This window comes from Eubacterium sp. AM05-23, assembly GCF_003477535.1.
Taxonomy (GTDB): Bacteria; Bacillota; Clostridia; order Eubacteriales; family Eubacteriaceae; genus Eubacterium; species Eubacterium maltosivorans.
Map to the genome: position 1 here is coordinate 38,637 of NZ_QUDF01000003.1, position 21,877 is coordinate 60,513.

At 47.5% G+C, this 21,877-nt stretch carries 17 protein-coding genes, 2 tRNA genes, 2 pseudogenes and 1 riboswitch; of the genes and pseudogenes, 15 read left to right on the top strand and 6 right to left on the bottom strand.

The window, feature by feature from the left end; all coding sequences use genetic code 11:
- Positions 1 to 7: 7 nt before the first annotated feature.
- Positions 8 to 1,249 carry a chloride channel protein gene (locus tag DW091_RS04235; protein ID WP_074618417.1) on the top strand — a complete coding sequence of 414 codons (1,242 nt, stop codon included), beginning with the start codon at positions 8 to 10 and terminating at the stop codon, positions 1,247 to 1,249.
- Positions 1,250 to 1,567: 318 nt separating this feature from the next.
- On the opposite strand, the pseudogene DW091_RS20805 reads toward DW091_RS04235, so the two are convergent.
- From DW091_RS20805 to DW091_RS04260, 6 genes and pseudogenes are all read right to left on the bottom strand, one after another.
- Positions 1,568 to 2,539: pseudogene (locus DW091_RS20805) on the bottom strand (Ig-like domain-containing protein); the annotation flags it as partial.
- Positions 2,540 to 2,581: 42 nt separating this feature from the next.
- Positions 2,582 to 3,046: pseudogene (locus DW091_RS20810) on the bottom strand (CHAP domain-containing protein); the annotation flags it as partial.
- Between the two features lie 243 nt (positions 3,047 to 3,289).
- On the bottom strand, positions 3,290 to 4,513 hold the full coding sequence (locus DW091_RS04245) for an MFS transporter (protein ID WP_118517489.1): 1,224 nt from the start codon (positions 4,511 to 4,513) through the stop codon (positions 3,290 to 3,292).
- A 26-nt stretch (positions 4,514 to 4,539) separates the two neighbouring features.
- On the bottom strand, positions 4,540 to 5,238 hold the full coding sequence (locus DW091_RS04250; RefSeq protein ID WP_058693737.1) for an ABC transporter ATP-binding protein: 699 nt from the start codon (positions 5,236 to 5,238) through the stop codon (positions 4,540 to 4,542).
- Complete coding sequence (locus DW091_RS04255) at positions 5,222 to 5,929, bottom strand: ABC transporter permease (protein ID WP_118517490.1); 708 nt, start codon at positions 5,927 to 5,929, stop codon at positions 5,222 to 5,224. Before DW091_RS04255 ends, DW091_RS04250 begins: the two co-directional genes overlap by 17 nt.
- A 78-nt stretch (positions 5,930 to 6,007) precedes the next feature.
- On the bottom strand, positions 6,008 to 6,874 hold the full coding sequence (locus DW091_RS04260; protein WP_058693738.1) for a substrate-binding domain-containing protein: 867 nt from the start codon (positions 6,872 to 6,874) through the stop codon (positions 6,008 to 6,010).
- A gap of 89 nt (positions 6,875 to 6,963) precedes the next feature.
- Positions 6,964 to 7,081: riboswitch (molybdenum cofactor riboswitch) on the bottom strand.
- Positions 7,082 to 7,221: 140 nt separating this feature from the next.
- On the opposite strand from DW091_RS04260, the gene DW091_RS04265 reads away from it, so the two are divergent.
- The 14 genes from DW091_RS04265 to DW091_RS04330 all read left to right on the top strand — a co-directional run bounded on the left by DW091_RS04265 (position 7,222) and on the right by DW091_RS04330 (position 21,821).
- On the top strand, positions 7,222 to 7,473 hold the full coding sequence (locus DW091_RS04265; protein ID WP_058693739.1) for a (2Fe-2S) ferredoxin domain-containing protein: 252 nt from the start codon (positions 7,222 to 7,224) through the stop codon (positions 7,471 to 7,473).
- Positions 7,460 to 9,160, top strand: coding sequence for a [Fe-Fe] hydrogenase large subunit C-terminal domain-containing protein (locus DW091_RS04270; RefSeq protein ID WP_096920390.1), 1,701 nt, complete (start codon positions 7,460 to 7,462; stop codon positions 9,158 to 9,160). The genes DW091_RS04265 and DW091_RS04270 overlap by 14 nt, the downstream gene beginning before the upstream one ends.
- Positions 9,160 to 10,332, top strand: a complete 1,173-nt coding sequence (locus DW091_RS04275; RefSeq protein WP_058693741.1) for a PP2C family protein-serine/threonine phosphatase — start codon at positions 9,160 to 9,162, stop codon at positions 10,330 to 10,332. Before DW091_RS04270 ends, DW091_RS04275 begins: the two co-directional genes overlap by 1 nt.
- Before the next feature lie 162 nt (positions 10,333 to 10,494).
- Positions 10,495 to 12,039 carry a ribonuclease Y gene (gene rny, locus DW091_RS04280; protein ID WP_096920391.1) on the top strand — a complete coding sequence of 515 codons (1,545 nt, stop codon included), beginning with the start codon at positions 10,495 to 10,497 and terminating at the stop codon, positions 12,037 to 12,039.
- 242 nt (positions 12,040 to 12,281) lie between these two features.
- On the top strand, positions 12,282 to 13,067 hold the full coding sequence (locus DW091_RS04285) for a TIGR00282 family metallophosphoesterase (RefSeq protein ID WP_118517491.1): 786 nt from the start codon (positions 12,282 to 12,284) through the stop codon (positions 13,065 to 13,067).
- A gap of 3 nt (positions 13,068 to 13,070) precedes the next feature.
- The gene (locus DW091_RS04290; RefSeq protein WP_096920393.1) at positions 13,071 to 14,270 is read left to right on the top strand and encodes a pyridoxal phosphate-dependent aminotransferase; all 1,200 of its coding nucleotides are present in this window, start codon (positions 13,071 to 13,073) and stop codon (positions 14,268 to 14,270) included.
- A gap of 37 nt (positions 14,271 to 14,307) precedes the next feature.
- A complete protein-coding gene (gene purB, locus DW091_RS04295) occupies positions 14,308 to 15,741 on the top strand; it encodes an adenylosuccinate lyase (RefSeq protein WP_058693744.1) in 1,434 nt (477 codons plus the stop codon).
- Between the two features lie 151 nt (positions 15,742 to 15,892).
- A tRNA-Lys gene (locus DW091_RS04300) sits at positions 15,893 to 15,969 on the top strand.
- 60 nt (positions 15,970 to 16,029) lie between these two features.
- A tRNA-Trp gene (locus tag DW091_RS04305) sits at positions 16,030 to 16,105 on the top strand.
- A gap of 196 nt (positions 16,106 to 16,301) precedes the next feature.
- On the top strand, positions 16,302 to 17,882 hold the full coding sequence (locus tag DW091_RS04310) for an ABC transporter substrate-binding protein (RefSeq protein WP_074618346.1): 1,581 nt from the start codon (positions 16,302 to 16,304) through the stop codon (positions 17,880 to 17,882).
- Positions 17,883 to 17,990: 108 nt separating this feature from the next.
- Positions 17,991 to 18,923: an ABC transporter permease gene (locus DW091_RS04315; RefSeq protein WP_058693746.1), complete on the top strand. Its 933-nt coding sequence runs from the start codon at positions 17,991 to 17,993 to the stop codon at positions 18,921 to 18,923.
- Positions 18,923 to 19,840 carry an ABC transporter permease gene (locus tag DW091_RS04320; protein ID WP_058693747.1) on the top strand — a complete coding sequence of 306 codons (918 nt, stop codon included), beginning with the start codon at positions 18,923 to 18,925 and terminating at the stop codon, positions 19,838 to 19,840. The genes DW091_RS04315 and DW091_RS04320 overlap by 1 nt, the downstream gene beginning before the upstream one ends.
- Positions 19,841 to 19,863: 23 nt before the next feature.
- The gene (locus DW091_RS04325) at positions 19,864 to 20,841 is read left to right on the top strand and encodes an ABC transporter ATP-binding protein (protein WP_058693748.1); all 978 of its coding nucleotides are present in this window, start codon (positions 19,864 to 19,866) and stop codon (positions 20,839 to 20,841) included.
- The gene (locus DW091_RS04330; RefSeq protein ID WP_058693749.1) at positions 20,841 to 21,821 is read left to right on the top strand and encodes a dipeptide ABC transporter ATP-binding protein; all 981 of its coding nucleotides are present in this window, start codon (positions 20,841 to 20,843) and stop codon (positions 21,819 to 21,821) included. Before DW091_RS04325 ends, DW091_RS04330 begins: the two co-directional genes overlap by 1 nt.
- Positions 21,822 to 21,877: the final 56 nt, after the last annotated feature.

Below are 21,877 nucleotides of genomic sequence, written 5' to 3' on the forward strand. Positions count from 1 at the left end.
AAGTAACGTGTGGAGTAAATTAAAAAAGAATATTGCACTTGGAATATTTATCGCTATTTTGGGCGCAGTGGTTGGAGCGGTTGTATGGTTTCTGCTGTGGCTGATGAATCTGGGCATTGACTTTTTCTGGACATGGCTGCCCGGAAAGTTTAATATCCCAATCTATAATCTGGTGATCTGCGGTGTCGGCGGGCTGCTTGTGGGGCTTTTGCAGACAAAGTTCGGTCCCTGTCCCAGTGAGCTCAGTGAAGATATGGCGGCCATCAAACAGGGCAAACGCCTGCCCTACGATAATCTGCCGGTCATCGCGGTCTGTGCGCTGGTACCTCTCATTTTTGGCGGCAGCCTCGGACCCGAAGCCGGGCTGACCGGTGTGATCGCCGGTCTGTGCTTTTGGCTGGCTGACCGCTTTAAGTATGCCTATGAGGAAGTGGAAGACCTGGCGCAGGTCGGGATCGCTGCCACACTGGGGGTTATCTTTCACGCGCCACTCTTTGGTTTTGTAAATCAGGTTGAGGACGAAAAGGGCGGGCAGGCCATCCCTAAAAATTCAAAGATTCTATTGTATTTTATCGCAATCTTTGCCGGCTTCGGTATTTATATTCTGCTTTCAGGATTGTTTGGCGGCGGTATGGGGCTTGGCCGTTTTGGGCACATCACCGTCGGGCGCAATGAGCTTCTGGCAATGCTGCCCCTTGCCCTTGTGGGTGCACTCTGCGGTATTCTGTATTTTTATTTTGCCAAGGGTGTCAAGGTGATAACCGCTCCGCTTGAAAAACACAAGGTACTTCTGGGAATCATCGGCGGTTTGGTTTTAGGCGGTGTTGGAATGCTGCTGCCCTTTACCATGTTTGCAGGTGAGCACCAGATGGGCGAAATGATGGAAATCTGGCAGACCCTGCCCATAGGGCTGCTGTTTTTAACAGGGATTGTCAAGCTTTTGATGATTAATATCTGTATCGGCACTGGCTGGCGTGGTGGGAATATTTTCCCCATTATCTTCTCTGCGGTCTGCATCGGCTATGGTTTTGCCGCTGTTTTTCCAATGGTCGACGCGACCTTCTGCGTGGCTGTGGTAACTGCAGCAGTGGCTGGCGCCATTATGCGCAAGCCCATTGCGGTTGTCATGCTGCTGATCATCTGCTTTCCAGTGGATGCCATTATCCCCATGTGTGTCGGCGCCATCATTGCGGCGTCCATTCCCCTGCCTAAGCTATTTAGACAGATGGCTGACGCTCAGGGAGAATAAAAGAACACATAAAAAACACTCCGCTTTTGCAGAAAAGGGAGTGTTTTTTAGTGGTTCGTATTATTCGCTTCTTTTACGTTTGATCAGGGCGATCACACCGATGAGGATCCCGCCGCCGGCAAACAAGCCGATGATAGAAGGAATCATCCAGGCTGGAACGTCTCCGTTCATCAGGGCAGCCTGACGGATACTGGTATCCGGGTTGGTGCCTGTGACAGTGGCGGCCAGCTTCTTAATAACATTGCCGTCTCCGCTGCCACCGTCATTGTAGGTCTGGGTGGTGCCAGCGCCTTCGTTTGAATCCAGTGCTTTCACTTCGATTTCGCAGGTTGCGGTTTTACCATTGGCTGTTGTTGCGGTAACGGATGCGGTACCCTCTTTGATGGCCGTAACCTTGCCGTTTTCATCAACTGTTACGATGCTTGGGTCACTGGAGCTCCAGGTAACATCGGCATTGGTGGCATTTGCAGGCTTGACAGTTGCTTTTAAAGTGGTGGTGGCATCCGGCTGAATTTTCAGATAGTCATTGGACAGCTTGACATCAGTTGCTGCTACCGGGGTTTTGACAGCTGCGTAGTAGCTGAAATGCGGTGCTTCAAAGGATACGGTTTTGCTGTCTTTGTCTGCTACAGCATTGTCAACGACATTTATTTCATCCTTACTGTCATCAAAATGAACGATTTTGATATCGCCATTGTCCTTGTATTTTTCATTCAGATCAAGTTCAACGGAAACAGTTCCGCCTTCTGGCTGTTTTTCTTCATTTGTGGTTTTATCAACGGCTTTAATATCGAGAATTTCCAGAATCTCGGCTTCTGGATCCAGTTTGTTCTTCACAGCCTGATCCGCTTTATTTTTAACTTCATCGCTGACAGATGAAACCTTTAACTCGGCATCTGGCAGAACCTTACTGTCTGCGGAGACCTTTACCTGAGTTCCGTCCACATCCGCGGTTGTCTCGACTTTTTCAGGCTGAGGCGTGGGTTCAGGAGTCGGCTGGACAGTTGGCTCAGGAGTTGGCTGAGCAGTCGGTTCTGGAGATGGCTGAGCAGTTGGTTCTGGAGTCGGCTGAACGGTTGGCTCAGGAGTTGGCTGAGCAGTTGGTTCGGGAGTTGGCTGAACGGTTGGTTCAGGAGTTGGCTGAGGTGTAGGTTCAGGAGTTGGCACTGCAGTTGGCTGAGGTGTGGGTTCAGGAGTTGGTTCTGGAGTCGGCTGAGGATCTGCATTGTCTAACAGGTAAATATAACCCAAGAAATTGCCGCCCATGCTGTTGGCATTGTCATAGTCCATATAAAAATCACGATAGCTCCAGCCAGAGTTGGAGGTGACAACCTCATTGCCGTTGACTTCCTCGACAACAGCGACATGACCGCACCAGCCATTGGTTAATGAGCCGTCCCACACCGCAATGGCACCTACAGCAGGCTCTGACCCGTAGGCAAAACCACCGCGTCCTTCGTCATAAAGCTCTTTATTATCAGACCAGAAATATTTTGCGTTGCTTCGGAAACTGCCCCATCCATTTGGATTGCTGTTTACCTGGTTATTTGGAAGCGGATAACCCAGAATTTCGTAGGCACGGCCCCAGGCGTAGTAGGTACAGTTACCTCCTGTTAAAGGATTTAACTCAAACGGATTTCCACTGGACCGGCTGTAAGGATAAGAATAGTAGTCCGGTTTTTCAGTCCTTGGTGAGAATTCCGCAGCCTTTACGGTCGGTGCAAACTGCAGCGAATAGGCAAACAATAGGCAGACGCATAAAAGCGAAGGAACAAATTTGTGAATAAACTTCTTCATGCTGTGATTCTCCTTCTAAAATGATTTTGTTAAACATAATACTGTAAAATGATGAAGATCAGTTAACTGTTTGTAGAAAATATTATACCGTATTTCATACCATATTTCCTTAAAATGTAACGAATTCTTAAAGGAGAAAATCCAATTGTAACAGAATTGCAAACAAAAAATATAGTCATTGCTTTTTAAGTTTTCAATAAGAGGCGTTGATTAAAACAAAAGTTAATTTCAAAAGTTGAATGCCTAATATTCCTGGGAACGGAGGATTTTATTGTGATAAACGACAAAGCCGCATAGGGCGGTCAGAATACCAGTGGCAATAATGATCAGCCGCACATCGATCATATCGGCTAAAGGGCCAAAAACGGTCATGCCAATCGGAAATGCTGTGGCTGCCATAATCTGGACAAGGCTGAAAACACGGCCCTGCATGGCTTCTTCCACCCGTTCCTGAAGCAGGACAGTGATGGGCGCGGTGATAAAGGGAACAGTTAGGCCCACAAAGAGCATAAAGCCTAAAAAGACAAGAAAAACTGGTGAGAAGCCCAGCCCAATGCAGAAGACACCGCACAGGGTGCTGAAAACCATGATGGTGGTTACACGGCTTTTAAAACCACCCCAGGCAGCAATGATGAGCCCGCCGATCATGGCCCCGACACTGTAAATGATTTCGTTGGCTGTCAGATACCATACCTCCTCGCCAAAGGTTCTGGCAATGAGGAGAGGCGTCAAAAAAGCGGTAGGAGTGACTAAGAACATGAGCAACGCATAAAAAATCAGCAGTACTTTGATAAAGGGATGCCGGTAAGCATAGAGAATACCGGTTTTTAAATCGGATATGGTGCCTGTGTTCTTGGCAGACTGGGCTCGTTCGTGAGGTAGAATTTTCAAAAAGGAAAGCAGTGAAATGCCAATGATGGCAGTGACAACGTCAATGAAGAAGGTTGACTCGACAGACACAGTGGCCAAAAGGGCGCCGCTGACTGCTGGCGCCACAATCATGGTCATGTTCTGGAGGCTCCCATTAAAGCCAGTGACACGCATAAGCATACTTTTGGGTGTAATCTGCGGAATGAGCGCATTGACAGTGGGGGTCTGGATTCCAGTGCCCACTGAGCGGACAGCCGATACCAAAAAAATAATCCACAGCTCCCGGTAACCCATGAAAAAACTGAAAGCCAGACCCAGTGTGGACAGGGCAACCAGAGCATCGGCGCAGATAATCAGGTTTTTCCGGTTATAGCGGTCTGCCCACACACCGGCAAAGAGGGAAATCAGTACCTGTGGAATAAAGGTGACGAGTGTGGAAATGGTCAGCATGATCCCTGAGGTGGTGGTCAGGGTGACGTACCAGATAATGGCATACTGAGTAAGGGAGGATCCGAGCAGGGAAATGGTCTGGCTGGTTAAAAAGAGGATGATCCGTTTTTTCCAAGCTTTGTCACGGGTACAGGTTTGTTGGTTCATTACTTCCTCCTTTGGGCTTCTGCCCTTTAATTTAAGGTGATGAAATCCTGAATGACCGGATTATCCGATGCTTTAAAATCTTCAACACTGCCGTGAAAGAGGAGGCTGCCGGAATCGATAAAGCTCAGAGTGTCACAGATACGGTAAGCCTGGCTTGGGTTATGGGTAATGATGATAACAGTCAGCCCGGCCTCACGGTTTCTTTTGATCAGCGCAGCCTCAATAATTTTCAGGCTTTGAGGGTCGATGTTGGCGGTGGGCTCGTCTAAGAGCAGTGTATCCGGTGAAAAGGATAAGGCCCTGGCCAGAGCTGTTTTCTGTGATTCGCCGCCGGAAAGCTTTTTCGCATTTTGTTTTGCAAGCTCTTCGATTTTAAATTCCCGCAGCAGTCCCTCAACGATGGGGGCTGCCGATGCTTTGGCATATTTGCGTATTTTTAGGGGATAGGCGATATTGTCATAGACAGACATGGCAAAAAGATAGGGTGTATGGCTGGCATAGGTCAGCTTTTTCAGCACGGCTTCATCACCAGTGCGGCCATTATAGGTGATGGCGCCGCTGGTGGGCGTGAGAAGCCCGGCAACAGATTTCATCAGGGTGGTTTTCCCTGATCCGTTTGGGCCTAAAATTCCGTGGATTTTTCCGGATTCAAGGCACAGGCTGTCCAGTGACAAGACTGTTTTTCCATGATAAATTTTCGTGAGTTTTTCAATCGCGATTTGCATAAGGGTCTCCTACCATATATTTGTAAAGGATCGAATTGGTCACAAAGGAGATGACCAGCAGAATAATACCCATGGCGATGGAAACCGCGTATTCGCCCATGTTATTGTTCATGGCAATGAAGGTGGTCATGACCCGCGTGTAGTTTTTAATGTTGCCCCCCACGATCATCACAGCGCCAACCTCAGATACAGCCCGTCCAAAGCCGGTGACCAGGGCGATCATGATGCTGGCCTTAAGCTCCCGGATCAGCAGGAAGAGAATATCCCCGCCGCCGGCCCCAAGGGTTTTTCCCATGGTCACCACAACCTGGCCGTTGACGGTAGTGTCGTTAAACACAATGCCCATGATAATCGGGGTGACGAGGATCACCTGGGCGATGATCATGGCAGTGGGTGTGTACATAAGCTTTAGATGCCCCAACGGACCGGATCGGGCCAGCACCAGTGAGGTGAACAGGCCGATGATGACCGGCGGAAAAGACATAAAGGTGTAAAGCAGCCGGGATACGATCCGCTTTCCCCTGAATTCCTTGATGCCAAGCAGGATGCCCAGGGGCACGCCGAGAACTGTGGAATAAATGGTGGAGGAGAAGGATACGTATAAAGAAAGCCCGACAATCTGGTAGATTTCCGGATCTCCGGAAATCAGCAGATGGAAAGCCTCAATGAAGCCGTTGATAATATAATCCATAAGAAACCTCGTCAGTCTGTCAATTCAAAATCAGCGCCCGAAGAACGGACGCTGATAAATTCTGGATTCAGTTAATGCTTATTTGCTGGCGTTTGGCACAAAGGTCGCTTCGCCGTTAATCTTGTAGTTTGAGATTTCCTGCTGTACGGCGTCGCTTAAAATCCATTCCTGGAATTTTTTTGCGCCGTCAGTGTTCAGCTCAGCGCTGACCTTGTCAGGATTGACGACGATAACGCCATACTGGTTATACAGGTTATCGTCCTTTTCGACAACAACCTCAAGATCCAGATTATCTTTCATGTTTAACCAGGTAGCGCGGTCAGACAGGGTGTAGGCTAATTTTTCATTGGCCATTTTCAGGGTGTCGCCCATGCCGGAACCGGATTCGATGTACCAGGGCTGTCCTGCCGGGGTAACGCCTGCCTTTTCCCACAGGCCCAGTTCTTTGGTGTGCGTACCGGATTTGTCGCCTCTGGATACAAATTCAGACTGGGTTTCAGCAATGGTCTGGAAAGCTTTTACCGCATCGTTTGGAGCGACTTCCTTCAGTTTGGCCGGGTCATCCTTGCTGCCCAGAACGATGAAGTCATTGTACATAACGTCAAAACGTTCAAGGCCGTAACCGTCTTTCACAAACTGTTCTTCCTGTGATTTGGCGTGAACCAGAAGAATATCCGCTTCACCGTTTTTGCCCATCTCAATGGCTTTACCGGTGCCAACTGCCACAACCTTTACGGCAATGCCGGTTTCTTCTTCAAACTTGGGCAGAAGCACATCCAGCAGACCGCTGTCCTGTGTGCTGGTGGTGGTGGCCATAATAATTTCACCGTTGGAGCCTGGCTCCAGCTTTTCGGTTTTAGCAGTATTGCTGCTGCATCCTGCCAGGCCGATAACCATGGTCAGAGTCAGCAGTGCTGCTAAGACCAGCGTCAATTTCTTTTTCATTTCTCTTCCTCCTTGATAATGAAAATTAAATATATAAAAGAATAATCTTCTATACCATTGTAATCTGTGAGGAGGAAATAAACGCAGTGCGCACGTTTATCATCTATCCTTCTCACAATGGAAAGCACAGCCGTTTCCCGCCGCACTCTATCGATTTTGAATCCATGGTTTGACTTTAGGATAAAAAATTCGGATAGATAAATCTGTAAAACGATTTCGATATGACTATTTTAACAGAAAATGGCGGAAAATTCAAGCGGCAGTACTAATTGACAAGGGCTGTCAGGCGTGCTAGGATTAATCTGTTGGAAAAACACAGGGATTAGAACAATATTGAGGAGTAAAAAATGAAGGAAATACATATTTGTATTGGCAGCGCCTGCCATGTCAAAGGTTCCTACCAGGTGGTGCAGCGCTTTAAGGAACTGGTGGCTGAACGGGGACTCGAGAATGAAGTAGAGCTGATGGGGACTTTCTGCCTGGACGCCTGCAGCGATGGGGTAGCAGTTAAGGTTGATGAGCATATTTATACGGTTAAGCCAGAGGGCGTTGACCAGCTGTTTGATCAGATAATGGAGGGAAACAATGGGTGTCATTAATTTCACGAAAGCAAGCTGCCGGAATTGCTACAAATGTATCCGATACTGCCCGGTAAAGGCCATTAAGCTGATGGATAACCAGGCCCAGATCGTTGAAGACCTGTGCATTGGCTGCGGCAACTGTTTTCGGATTTGTCCGCAAAATGCCAAATATGTGGCCAGCGATGTGGCCAGCATTAAGCAGTGGCTGGAGGAGGGACCCGTGGTTCTGAGCCTTGCGCCGTCATTTCCCGCCGGATTTAATACAGATGACCCGCTGCAGGTACTAAGCGGCCTCCGGGCTCTGGGATTCACAGTGATTGAGGAGACTGCCATTGGGGCAGAGCAGGTCTCAAAATACTATGCCAAGGATTACTGGGGGACAAAACGCCATGTGATCACGACCTCTTGCCCGACCGTTAACATGATGATTGAAAAATACTATCCTGATGTGGTGGAATACCTGAGCGAGGTGGTTTCTCCCATGACTGCTCACGGCATGATGCTGAAGGAAAAATACCCCAATGCCAAAATTGTGTTTGCGGGGCCCTGCATCTCTAAAAAAATGGAGGCCGTTGATTCGGCTAACCCGATTATTGACGGGGTGCTGACCTTTGATGAGCTGGATGTGTGGTTTAAGGAAGAAGGCATTGAGGTGTGCGATATGCCTGCAGGCAGCTTTGACGCGGCAGGCTGTAATGTCGCGCGGTTTTATCCGCTGGCCGGTGGTGTAGAAAAGACCAGCATACCAGGCGTGCAGGGCGTCCGGCGGGTCATAAAAATTGACGGCCTCAAAAACTGCCGTGATTTTCTGGATGATATCAGTAAGCTGGAGGGCCAGTACTGGATTGAGATGAACGCCTGTGTCGAGGGCTGTATCAACGGCCCGGGCAATACCCACAGCCCTCTGGTCAAGTATGAGCGGATCGAGCGCGTGACGGATTACATTAATAATAACGCCCGGAAAGACCCGGAAACGCCTGAACAGGTGCCGGATTTTGGTCGCGGCTTTTCATCTGAAAAGAAGAATCTCTTTGCGGGTGTGCCGGAGGAAGCCATTGAAGAAATCCTGCGGCAGACAGGTAAGTTTACCCCCAAGGATGAGCTGAATTGCGGTACCTGCGGCTATGACAGCTGCCGTGAAAAGGCCGCGGCTGTTTACTGCGGCATGGCGGAGCTGGATATGTGCCTGCCCTTTATGCGCAACCGCAATGAGGCCATTTCCAATTTGATCATCGCGTCGACGCCAAACGCCATCGCGGTACTGGACAAGGATTTCAGGATCGTCGATTTTAACGGGGCGGCCGAAAAGCTGTTTAAAACCGCTAAAACCGATGTGCTGCATAAAAATTTTGTAGAAGTTTTTGATTATAACCCATTTAAAAAGCTGGACAATGTCGAGGGCAATTATTACAGCGGAAGGGGACTTTACGCCCGCGGCAATATCCATTTTATGGAAATTCTGACCTACATACCAGGACAGAAGATGTATATGGGAATATTTGTGGACATCTCCAGAGAAATCAAAAAGGAGCGGGCATATCAGAAGATGCAGGAGGAAACCCTGGACATGGCCCAGAAGGTTATCGACAAGCAGATGCGTGTCGCCCATGAAATCGCAGAGCTGCTGGGTGAGACCACTGCCGAGACCAAGGTCACGCTGACCCGGCTGCAAAAGGTTGTAGGAACAAGAGAGGAAGAGGAATAATGGCTTTTTTTGTCGATATTGCCCATGACAGCATCAACAAGCACCATCAGGAGCTGTGCGGTGATAATGTGGAAATCCGCATCAACGATGAGAGTGTGATTGTTGTTCTGGCCGACGGGCTTGGAAGCGGCGTGAAGGCCAATATCCTGGCGACCATGACCTCCACCATTGCGGCGACCATGCTGGAGGATAAGATGTCGCTCAAGGATGTGGTGGAGACGCTGGAGGCCACCCTGCCGGTCTGTCAGGTTCGCAAGCTGGCTTACTCGACATTTACCATCGTCCAGGTTTACTGGAAGACCCGGAGGCTTTATATCGTCGAGTTTGACAACCCACCCATTGTTTACATCCGGGATGGGGAAATTTTAGAGCTTGAGCGCCATCCTATCGAGTTTCAGGGCAAACAGATCTATGAAACTACCATGAAAATTGAGGAGAACGATGTTCTCGGTTTTTTCAGTGACGGTGTAATCCACGCCGGGGTCGGGACGCTGCTCAATTTTGGCTGGCAGTGGGAGGACGCGGCAGACTATCTGCTGGCACGTACCTATGATGAAAAGATGATTACGTCAAAGGATATCTCCATGCGGATGATTGAGACCTGTAATGATTTGTATGGCGGCGAGCCCGGCGACGACACAACGGTTGTGGTGATGAAGGCCGAGGAACACCAGTATGTGACGCTGTTTTCAGGTCCGCCTCTGGATCGTACAAAGGATCAGATGATCAAAGAAATTCTGGACGAGGCCAAGGGAACAAAGGTGGTGTGCGGAGGCACCGCCAGCAATATTGTATCCCGGGAGTACGACGAGAAAATTGACATTGATCTTGAGACCATGTCGGAACGGGTGCCGCCGGTCGGCCGGATGAAGTCCATCGATCTCGTGACCGAAGGGGTACTGACCATTCAGGAAACCGTCAATATCATTGAAGATTACATCTACAAGCGCCGGGGCCATGAGGTTTTTGAAGGAAACAACGGCGCGTCCATTCTGGCAGACCTGCTGGTGAACCACTGCACCCATCTCGATCTGATTCTGGGCAACTCCATCAATCCGGCGCACCAGAATCCGGATTTTCCCGATGCGCTCAGCTCTAAGTGGAAGATCACTCAGCGGCTTATTAACCTGCTTAAGGAGCTCAACAAATCCATCAATATTGTGTACGTGTAAACTGCCGGCCTGCGGGCCGGCTTGTTTAAGTTGTACTTAAGCGGTAAAATATAAACTTCTAACATGGCATTGATTCTTGACACTAAATTCAAAAAAGTATAAAATAGACTTTATAATGAGTGTCTAAAAAAACAATAATAACAAAATATTTACTTTAGGGAGGTGAATGTTATAGACATATTAACTATATGCTTAATCGTTGGTATAGTCATTGCCTTTGGCGTTGGGTATTTTATCCGCAAAAACGTTGCTGAGGGCAAGATAAATAGTGCTGAAGAAACAGCCAAGAAAATCGTAAACGATGCAGTTAAAGAGGGCGAAGCCCAAAAGAAGGAAATGCTGTTTAATGCCAAGGAGGAATCATTAGCTTTAAAGGAAGCGATTGAAAGAGATAACCGCGAGAGACGCGCCGAGCTTCAGAAAACGGAAAACCGTTTGATCCAGAAAGAAGAGAACCTGGATAAAAAGGCAGCGAATCTCGAGCGCAATGAGGACAAGCTCGAAAGAAAGAACAAAGAGCTTGATAAGAAACAGGAAAAGCTGGACAGCCTCTACGAAGAACAGGTCAAAGAACTGGAACGTATTTCAGGCATGACCTTTGAAGAAGCAAAACAGATTTTACTGGATGATGTTGCCAAGGAAACCCGTGCCGAAGCGGCGGTAATGATCCGCCAGATCGAGGCTGAATCCAAAGCGACAGCAGACAAAAAGGCCAAGGAACTGATTGCGCAGTCCATTCAACGCTGTGCAGCAGACCATGTGGCAGAAAATACCATTACCGTGGTCAACCTGCCAAATGATGAAATGAAGGGCCGTATCATTGGCCGTGAAGGCCGCAACATTCGTACATTGGAAACCCTGACGGGCATCGACCTGATCATTGATGATACACCGGAAGCCGTTATTCTTTCCGGGTTTGATCCGATCCGGCGTGAAGTAGCCCGTTTGTCACTGGAAAAACTGATTATTGACGGACGAATCCATCCAGCAAGAATTGAAGAGATTGTTAAAAAATCTCAAAAAGAAATGGATGCTCAGATCAAGGAAGTTGGAGAACAGGCCTGTTTTGACACAGGTATCCACGGATTACATCCCGAAGTTGTCAAGCTGCTAGGACGTTTGAAATACCGTACCAGCTACGGCCAGAACGTGCTCAAGCATTCCATTGAGGTTGCCCATCTGGCAGGCCTGATGGCCGCTGAGTTGGACGCCAACGTTAAAATTGCAAAACGCGCAGGCTTGCTGCACGATATCGGCAAAGCCATTGACCATGAGGTTGAAGGAAACCATGTCGAAATTGGTGTAAACCTGCTGAAGAAATACAAGGAAAATAAAAATGTGATCCACGCGGTAGAGGCCCATCACGGCGATGTGGAAGCCACAACCATTGAGGCTGTGCTTGTGCAGGCTGCTGACGCCATCTCAGCCGCAAGACCCGGTGCCAGGAGAGAAACACTTGTCTCCTACGTGCAAAGGCTGGAAGAACTGGAAAAAATCGCCACCTCCTTTGATGGTGTCGAAAAATCCTTTGCGATCCAGGCTGGGCGTGAAGTGCGCATAATGGTTAAACCAGACTCTGTCAACGACGACGACATGATGATGCTGTCCCGCGATATTGCCAAGAAGATTGAATCTGAAATGGAATACCCAGGGAATATCAAAGTCAACGTCATCCGCGAAACCAGAGCCGTCGAGTATGCTAAGTGACGCTGAGTCCAAATTTCAAAGAAATTTGGCAGCGAACAGGAGCGTGAGCGGGTGAGCGGTAACGAAGCTAACGCAGATGACGAAAAAGCCATCCTGAAAGGATGGAAAGGCTTTTGAGAAATCTGTGCTCCGAAAGGGAGTCCAAATTTCAAAGGAATCTGCGATCCGATTCAAAATTAAAAAAGGGGAGGGGCAAAGCCCCTTCCCTTTTATTTATTCATAAAAAGAAGACTGGAGTAACAATGAAAGTATTAATGATTGGCGATGTTGTCAGCCGGCCAGGGAGAACAGTGCTCAAGGAACAGCTGACTAGCCTGATTGAGGAATATCAGATTGATTTTACCATTGTCAATGGCGAGAACGCTTCCGGTGGAAACGGCATTACCGAAAAAAATGCCAGGGAGCTGTTTAACCTGCCCATTGATGTCATGACCATGGGCAATCATGTCTGGCAGCAAAAAGAAATGGTCCATTACATCGAGAAATTCCCCAGGATCATAAGACCCCTTAACTATCCGGAGCCCTGCCCGGGCAAGGGCTATGATTTTTTTGAGCACAATGGCAAAACCATCTGTGTGATGAACCTGTCCGGACAGATTTTTATGCCGGAGCTGGATTCTCCCTTTAACCTGTTCAGCCGAGTGTGGCCGGAAATTGAGGGCAAATTCGATCTGCTGATTGTGGATTTCCACGCCGAGGCCACCTCTGAAAAGATTGCCTTTGGGTATTATCTGGACGGAAAGGCCTCCATTGTGGTGGGAACCCATACCCATGTGCAGACTGCAGATGAGCGGATTTTGCCCGGCGGCACCGCCTATATTACTGATTTGGGTATGACAGGCCCTTTAAATGGGGTTATTGGTGTGGAAAAGGATATTATTATCAATAATATGGTGACCAAACGGCCAGAGCGTTTTGTCATTGAAAAAGCGCGGCCATGGCAGATTAACGGGATTGTGGTTGAGACTGACGACTGCACAAACCAGCCGGTTAAAATCGAACGGGTTTACCGGATTTATGAGGAGTAGATCATGAGAACGAGAGTATCGGAAAAAGTAGAAAATTGTATAGATTCCCTGACATTGAGCCTGTCAGAAAAGGCGAAGGCCTTTCGTGAAGCTGGCGAAGCGGTTGTGAGCTTTGGAACAGGCGAGCCCGATTTCACCACGCCAGCTTACATTTGTGATGGCGCTAAGGCCGCCATCGATGCCGGTCATACAAAATATGATGCAGTGACCGGCGTAGCGGCGCTGCGCAGTGTCATTGCCAGAAAGCTGAAGGAGGATAACGGCCTGAGCTATGGCATGGATGAGATCATTGTTAACAGCGGTGCCAAAAGCAGTCTTTCTGTGGCCTTACAGACTATTTTGAACCCCGGGGATGAGGTTATTATTCCCAAGCCTTACTGGGTCAGCTATACGGAAATGGTTAAGCTGGCGGGCGGCGTGCCTGTAGTGGTGGATACAGACCCTGAAAATGCCTTTAAAATGACTGCAGAGCAGATGAAAGCAGCTATCACAGATAAAACTAAGGCTATGATGTTAAACACGCCTGTAAACCCCACAGGGGTATTATACAGCCGTGAGGAGCTGCAGGCTCTTGCGGCTGTGGCTGTGGAGGCAGATATTCTGGTGATATCCGATGAAATCTATGAAGAATTCGTCTATGATGGTAATAAAACGGTCAGCATTGCCTCTTTAGGAGAAGCAATCAAAAACAACACTATTTTGGTCAACGGGTTTTCAAAAACCTATGCCATGACTGGCTGGCGGCTGGGCTACGCCGCGGCGCCCGCAGACATAATCGCAGGTATGAAGCGGATTCAGGGCCATACGATTTCTCACCCGTCGACCATTACCCAGTACGCAGGTATCACGGCTCTTGAGGAAAAAGGTGAGGTGGTGGATGAGATCATCCGTATTTTTGACGAGCGCCGTAAGACTATGATGGCCCGTCTGGACAAAATCCCACAGCTCAGCTATATCTATCCCCAGAGTACTTTTTATATTTTTGTAGACATCAGCCGGGTTATCGAGGATAATAGATACGGAATTGGGTCCGGATATGAATTCTCACAGAGGCTTCTGAATGAGCAGAAGGTCGTTACCATACCGGGTGAGGCCTTTGGCGTCACAGAGCATATCCGTTTATCCTTTGCCACCTCGATGGAAGAAATCGAAGAAGGGTTCAACCGGATTGAGGCGTTTTTAGCATCGGCATGCACTGCATGACCGCATTAATAATAGATAGGAGAAAGAGAGTAAGAAGATGAAAGAATTTTACGAGAGTCCATTGATTGAGCGTTATGCGTCCAAGGAAGTCTGCCGGATTTTTTCTGCCGATAACAAGTTTTCAACCTGGCGTAAGCTGTGGGTTGCCCTGGCAGAAGCTGAACAGGAGCTGGGACTGCCCATCACCGACGAACAGATCGAGGAGTTGAAATCCAAGATTTATGATATTGACTATGAAACAGCCGCCAGGGAAGAAAAAATCCTGCGCCATGACGTCATGGCTCATGTGCACACCTATGGGGAACAGTGCCCCAAGGCTAAGGGGATTATCCATTTAGGCGCTACCAGTGCCTATGTGGGCGATAACACAGATATTATCACCTATACGGAGGGGCTGGTACACATCCGCAAGTGTCTGCTGAACCTCATCAATGCTCTCACTAAATTTGCGCTGGAATACAAGGATCTGCCCACTCTGGGCTTTACACATTTCCAGCCGGCTCAGCTCACCACTGTGGGTAAGCGTGCCAGCCTCTGGATTCAGGATTTGATGATTGATCTGGAGGATCTGGACCATCTCATCAGTATTGTCCGCCTGCGCGGGGCCAAAGGCACCACCGGCACCCAGGCCAGCTTTATGGATTTATTTGAAAATGATCAGGAAAAGGTAAAACAGATCGACAGGCTGGTCGCTGAAAAAATGGGCTTTAAGGCGACCTACGCTGTCACAGGACAGACCTATCCCCGTAAATTTGACAGCCAGGTTCTGGCAGTGCTCAGCGGTATTGCTCAGAGTCTGAGTAAGTTTGCCACAGACATCCGTTTACTTCAGCACCTGAAGGAAGTAGAGGAGCCCTTTGAGAAAACACAGATCGGCTCGTCAGCCATGGCCTATAAGAGAAACCCCATGCGTTCCGAGCGCATCTGCTCTCTGGCGCGCTACATTATTGTTGACTCTCTGAATCCAGCCATCACAGCAGCCACCCAGTGGTTTGAAAGAACTTTGGACGACTCTGCCAACAAACGTATTTCTGTGCCGGAAGCCTTCCTGGCAGCAGATTCCATTATTTCCATTGCGATCAATATCTCTGAAAATCTGGTGGTTTATCCAAAGGTTATCCATCAGCATATCATGAATGAGCTGCCCTTTATGGCGACTGAAAATATTATCATGGAAGGTGTGAAAAACGGCGGAGACCGTCAGGATCTCCATGAAAAAATCCGGGTGCTCTCCATGGAAGCGGGCGCGACGGTCAAGGTTGAAGGCAAACCCAATGACCTCATCGAACGCATTGTGGCGGACGGTACCTTTGGGATTAAAGAAGAAGACATCGAAAGCATTCTCGATCCTTCTTTATATATTGGCCGCGCGCCGCAGCAGGTGGTGGACTTTATTGAGGAAGAGGTACAGCCTGTACTGGATGCCAATAAGGACCTGCTGGATATGAAAGAAATTGACTTGAAAGTGTGAAAGCACACAGCAGAGCTGCCTGTAACGGCAGCTCTGTTTCACTAAATGGTACACCATGTAAAAAAAATAAAAAAAATCGAAAAAAGTACTTGCATTCCAGCATCGATATGGCTATAATATACGAGTACCTTAAATCTGAGGTCACACAAATGGGCCATTAGCTCAGTTGGCTAGAGCACCTGACTCTTAATCAGGGTGTCCAGGGTTCGAGTCCCTGATGGCCCACCATTTAAATTTAATACACGAACAACACCAGCCGCTTTTGCTATGCAAAAGCCATTTTTCTGTAGGGGTATAGCTCAGTTGGTAGAGCAGTGGTCTCCAAAACCACGTGCCGAGGGTTCAAATCCTTCTGCCCCTGCCAAATTTAATCATAAACTCTAAAATTGGCTTAAACAGCCGACTTTTAGAGTTTTTTTATATTCAGCTTTAGCGAAGAAAATTGACGTATCTGTTTTTTTATATTATAATAACGAACGGTTTGTAGCATTTTTTAAACAAGTTTTAAGGATGATGCTTATCCATATACTCAAAATAAAAAAAAGAGAGAGGACGAAGAAATGAAGAGTGTAAAAAAACTTTTTGCTCTGCTGCTTGTAGCCGTACTTGCCATCGGCGTTGCAGGCTGTGGAACCGGTGGAAGTTCTTCTGGGGGAACATCTTCAGACGGTAAGGTTCGTGTAGCAATGCAGGATCCTAATGTACCGATCGACCCACAGAAACAGACTAGTAGTTATTTAATGATGGTTGCTGATCAGATCACACAGCCATTAATCAGCCTGAAAAATGATGGTACATTAGCACCAGAATTGATCAAGGAAATGCCAAAAATCTCTGACGATGGTTTAACCTATTCTTTTGAATTGAAGGATAACGTTAAATTCCATAATGGAGAAACTGTGAAAACGTCTGACGTTAAATATTCCTTTGAACGTTTATTAACCGAAGGTGTTATGGGCTCTATGATCGACCAGATCGTGGGCGCACAGGCATTGATTGACAAAACAGCTACCTCCCTGGAAGGTTTTAAAATTATTGACGACCAGAAGTTTGATATTGTGCTGGAACAGCCTTTCAGCCCATTTACTTCTACTATTGCTACAGCTTACGTGGCCATTTATCCAGAACAGGCCTGTAAAGATGCTGGTGAAGATTGGGGTAGAACCGTGCTCTACGGTACCGGCCCATATAAAATGGACAGCTATGTTGCAGGACAGGGAATCGAATGCTCCAAATTTGAAGATTATCACGGAGAGCCAGCCAAAAATGCGGGTGTTTCTTTCAAATTTATGGAAGATGCCAACACACAGGTTATGGAATTCCAGAAGGGCAACATCGATATTGTTCAGTTAGATGCTACCTTATATCCACAGTATAAGGACAATGCAGACATCAAAGACAGCATTCACTCTTTCATGCCAATCGGGGAAATTTACTTAACACCCAGTGTTGAAATGATTCCTGAAGTTAAAGTAAGAGAAGCCTTAAGCTATGCGATCGACAGAGAAGCGATCTGCAAAGATTTATTAAACGGTACTGCTGTTCCAGCTAAGACCTTCCTTCCAGATGGCCTTATCGGATACAATGAATCAGCACCTGCATTTGAATACAACCCAGAAAAAGCAAAACAGTTATTGGCAGAAGCAGGATACCCGAATGGTTACACCATTGATGTGCCATTATCTTCAAAATATCCGTTCAAAACCAAAATTGCAACTGCTATTCAGGACCAGGCACGCGCAGCAGGCTTTACACTTAATTTAAGCGAAGTTGACGGCGCTGCTTACAACGATATGGATTTAGGTGGACAGATTCCGCTGGGCGTCAGCAACTGGTATGTTGACTACATTGATCCAGATGGAATGATTTATCAGCGTTTTGCACCGATCGTTACAATGACACATTCAAGTAAATATCAGAATCCTGAATTTGACGCTCTGTTGAATGAAGGTCGTCAGATTACCGATGAATCAAAACGTCAGGAAATCTATTCTAAAGCTGATCAGATGATTACACGTCAGGATTATGCTGCTATTCCGATTTGTCATGAAACCAAATATTATCTGATGAACTCTGCAGTTAAGAACTTTGAAGTTACGGATATGTTCCGTTTCCATTTTGAAACAGCAGAATTATCCTAAGTGATATAAAGGGTTATTTATAAGTTTAAAGACACGGTAGGACAACTCGTAGGGTTTTGTTCTACCGTGTATTTTAAATGGTTATAAATTAAAAAGGAGGAAAACAGTTTGGGTAAATATATCCTAAAAAGACTTGGGCAGACATTGCTGGTACTTTTTGCTATCAGTATTATTGTCTTCTTATTGATGAATGTGCTGCCCGGTGACCCTGTTGCGTTGATGCTTGAAAAACGTGCAGATCCTGCAACTGTTGAGCAAGTGCGTCATTCGCTAGGATTGGACAAACCTTTATTCCAACAATATTGGGATTTTCTCGTTGGGATTTTTCATGGTGATTTGGGGACTTCTTATTTCACAAAAGAGCCGGTTATGGAAACATTAACCCGCAGCTTTTTCATTACGCTTCAGTTAGCAGCATGTTCTTTTGTCTTTGCCGTTATTATTGGGGTGACTTGTGGAATGCTGGCTGCTATTTACAGAGGTAAGGCACTGGATTCAACATTAATGACACTCTCTATCGTAGGAATTTCTGCACCATCTTTCTGGGTTGCCATTATTCTACAGATTATCTTCGGCCTGCAGCTTGATTTACTGCCGATTTCCGGGTTTTCATCGCCCATTTATTTTATCCTGCCGAGTATTGCACTGGGAACGCGGTATGCCGCATCCATTGCCCGTATCACGCGTACGAGCATGCTGGACGTTATCGGACAGGATTACATCCGTACTGCGAGGGCGAAAGGGGTAAAGGAAAGCGTGGTTATGTGGAAGCATGCCTTCAAGAACGCCTTGATTCCGATTGTCACCTTATTGGGGACGCAGCTTGGCTACATGCTTGGCGGTTCCATGCTCATTGAAAAAGTATTTACAATTCCAGGAATTGGTAACATCCTGGTTACGAGCCTCAACAACCGTGACCTTCCGCTTTTGCGTGGCGCCATGCTCTATGTTGCCGTTGCCTTTGTACTGGTAAACCTTCTGGTCGATATTTCTTATGCTTTCATTGACCCAAGAATTCGAGTTACGGAGGGTAAAAAATAATGAAGACACCAAATCTTGGATATAAACGAAACAACTATGCTGAGGAGAAGACAGGACAGGAGATTGTCGTCCAGTCAAAAAGCTACTGGAAGGACAGCTTTAACCGCCTGAAGAAAAATAAGGTTGCCATGGTTTGCATGGGAGTCATTATTATTCTGGCGCTTGTCGCAATTCTGGCTCCGCTTATTTCTCCATATGATCCAAATCAGCAGAATTTGGCCATTGCCCTTCAGTCACCTTCAGGTGAGCACCTATTCGGCACCGATGAATACGGCCGTGATATTTTATCCCGTGTTATTTACGGTACCCGCGTATCCCTCTCAGCAGGGATTGTTGCCCAGATTATCGCAACAATTTTGGGTGTTACCCTCGGCTCGCTGGCGGGCTATTACGGCGGTAAGGTGGATACAGTCATTTCCAGAATCATGGAAATCTTCGCGGCATTCCCTGACTTGCTGTTGGCTATGGCGATCATGTTTGCTCTTGGTACTGGCCTCACCAGTCTGTTTATCGCTCTTGCGATTGTCAACTGGGTGCAGACAGCCAGAATGGTCCGCGGGCAGGTTATGCAGCTCAAGGAAAAGGAATTCGTTGAAGCCTGTATTGCCAGCGGCGGAAGCGGTTTCCGCATTATCATGAAGCACATGATTCCAAATTGTATTTCAACCATTATTGTACTGATAACCCTTGGTATTCCAAGTGCGATTCTGACCGAGGCGTCCTTAAGCTTCCTCGGTATTGGTATCCAGCCGCCAGATCCGAGCTGGGGTTCCATGATCAGCTACGCGCAGCCATATATTAACAGTGATCCACTGTATAGTATCTTCCCAGGGATCGCCATTATTATCACGGTAATTTCCTTTAACATGTTCGGTGACGGCCTCAGAGACGCCCTTGATCCGAAGTTGAAGAATTAAGATCAGAAAGCGGTGATTACGACATGAAATTATTAGAAGTAAAAGACCTTAAAACCTATTTCTACACCGATGAAGGTGTCGTTAAATCTGTTGATGGTGTTAGTTTTTCTGTAGATAAAGGCGAGACACTTGGGGTTGTAGGCGAGTCTGGCTGTGGTAAAAGTATCACATCGATGTCGATTATGCAGCTGATTGGTAAGCCAGGGAAGATTGTCAACGGTGAAATTGATTTTAAAGGTGAAAACCTGCTGAATAAAGATAAGGAAGAGATGCGGAAAATCCGCGGCAAGGAAATCGCCATGATTTTCCAGGAACCCATGACCTCCCTGAATCCAGTTTATACGGTTGGACAGCAGATTATGGAAGCTGTTTTGATTCATGAGGATATGACCAAGGAACAGGCCCGGGAACGCGCGATTCAGATGCTGGATCTTGTCAAGATCCCAGATGCCGAAAAGCGTCTTAATTCCTATCCCCATGAGTTTTCAGGCGGGATGCGCCAGCGTGTTATGATCGCCATGGCGCTCTCCTGTAATCCTGAGTTTTTGATCTGTGACGAACCGACAACGGCTTTGGATGTTACCATCCAGGCTCAGATTCTCAATTTGATCAATGAGCTCAAGGAAAAAACCGGGACTGCGGTTATGATGATTACCCATGACCTCGGGGTTATCGCTGAGGTTGCCGATAACGTTATGGTTATGTACGCGGGCCAGGTGGTCGAGTACACGGATGTGGATACAGTGTTTGAAAAGCCGCTGCACCCTTATACCCAGGGCCTGATCAGCTGTATTCCAAAGCTGGGCGGCCAGGAAGAAAAGCTTTCGACCATCAAAGGGATGGTGCCGAGCTTTAACGATATGCCGGAGGGCTGTCTGTTCTGTCCGCGCTGCGAGTACGCAAAGGATATTTGCCGCAAAGAACGTCCGGAGCTTGTTGACCTTGACGGCCATCAGGTACGCTGCTTTAAATATACCGATAGATGGGAGGAAGAAAACTAATGGCAGAAGAAAAAAACAATGTGTTGCTGGAAGTTAAAGACCTGAAAAAATGGTTCCCCATCAAAGGCAGCGGATTTGGCAAGGAAAAAGCCTTTGTCAAAGCGGTGGACGGCGTCAGCTTTACCCTCAACCGCAGTGAAACCCTCGGTATTGTAGGGGAATCCGGCTGTGGTAAGTCCACTATGGGCCGCTCGGTTTTACGTCTGATTGAGCCTACTGAAGGCCAGATTATCTATGAGGGTGAAGATATTATGACCCTGGACCGCAAGGCCCTGCGCACAAAACGCAAGGAATTTCAGATGATGTTCCAGGACCCTTACGCTTCACTGAATCCGAGAATGACAGTGGGTGAAATTATCGGTGAGCCTCTGGAAATCCAGACGGATATGAACAGCAAGGAGCGTGAGGCAAAGGTTCTTGAGATCATGGACCTTGTTGGGCTTAATACCCAGTATATCCGCCGCTATCCCCACGAGTTTTCAGGCGGACAGCGCCAGAGAATCGGCATTGCCCGGGCAATCATCTTACAGCCAAAGCTATTGGTGTGTGATGAGCCTGTATCCGCTCTTGATGTTTCCATCCAGGCGCAGATCATTAACCTGATGGAGGACTTACAGCATCATATGGGAATCGCCTTTATGTTCATTTCCCATGACCTGAGTGTTGTACGCCACATTTCTGACAAGGTTGCGGTTATGTACCTTGGTCACGTTGTTGAGTACGCAGAAAAGGATGAGCTTTACAATAATCCATCCCATCCTTATACCATTGCACTGCTGTCGGTTATCCCGACGGTTGAAAAGACTAAGAGGGAGAAAATCATCCTTCAGGGCGACCTGCCAAGCCCGGCTAATCCGCCGAGCGGCTGCTGTTTCCATACCCGCTGCTACAAAGCGCAGCAGATTTGTAAGGAATGCACCCCTGAGCTCAAGGATTTAGGCAATGGCCATATGTGCGCCTGCCATTTTCCGGGAAAGTAAATCACTCAATATAAATAAAGCGTTAAAAGCCTGGTAACCCAGGCTTTTGCGTTGCA

Excerpts from the sequence above, each read along its gene's own strand:
- DW091_RS04250 (WP_058693737.1), bottom strand. The coding sequence starts at position 5,238 with ATGCAAATCGCGATTGAAAAACTCACGAAAATTTATCATGGAAAAACA.
- DW091_RS04325 (WP_058693748.1), top strand. The coding sequence starts at position 19,864 with ATGAAATTATTAGAAGTAAAAGACCTTAAAACCTATTTCTACACCGAT.
- DW091_RS04320 (WP_058693747.1), top strand. The coding sequence starts at position 18,923 with ATGAAGACACCAAATCTTGGATATAAACGAAACAACTATGCTGAGGAG.
- DW091_RS04270 (WP_096920390.1), top strand. The coding sequence starts at position 7,460 with ATGGGTGTCATTAATTTCACGAAAGCAAGCTGCCGGAATTGCTACAAA.
- DW091_RS04290 (WP_096920393.1), top strand. The coding sequence starts at position 13,071 with ATGAGAACGAGAGTATCGGAAAAAGTAGAAAATTGTATAGATTCCCTG.
- purB (WP_058693744.1), top strand. The coding sequence starts at position 14,308 with ATGAAAGAATTTTACGAGAGTCCATTGATTGAGCGTTATGCGTCCAAG.
- DW091_RS04265 (WP_058693739.1), top strand. The coding sequence starts at position 7,222 with ATGAAGGAAATACATATTTGTATTGGCAGCGCCTGCCATGTCAAAGGT.
- DW091_RS04245 (WP_118517489.1), bottom strand. The coding sequence starts at position 4,513 with ATGAACCAACAAACCTGTACCCGTGACAAAGCTTGGAAAAAACGGATC.
- DW091_RS04330 (WP_058693749.1), top strand. The coding sequence starts at position 20,841 with ATGGCAGAAGAAAAAAACAATGTGTTGCTGGAAGTTAAAGACCTGAAA.
- DW091_RS04285 (WP_118517491.1), top strand. The coding sequence starts at position 12,282 with ATGAAAGTATTAATGATTGGCGATGTTGTCAGCCGGCCAGGGAGAACA.
- DW091_RS04275 (WP_058693741.1), top strand. The coding sequence starts at position 9,160 with ATGGCTTTTTTTGTCGATATTGCCCATGACAGCATCAACAAGCACCAT.
- DW091_RS04255 (WP_118517490.1), bottom strand. The coding sequence starts at position 5,929 with ATGGATTATATTATCAACGGCTTCATTGAGGCTTTCCATCTGCTGATT.
- DW091_RS04260 (WP_058693738.1), bottom strand. The coding sequence starts at position 6,874 with ATGAAAAAGAAATTGACGCTGGTCTTAGCAGCACTGCTGACTCTGACC.
- DW091_RS04310 (WP_074618346.1), top strand. The coding sequence starts at position 16,302 with ATGAAGAGTGTAAAAAAACTTTTTGCTCTGCTGCTTGTAGCCGTACTT.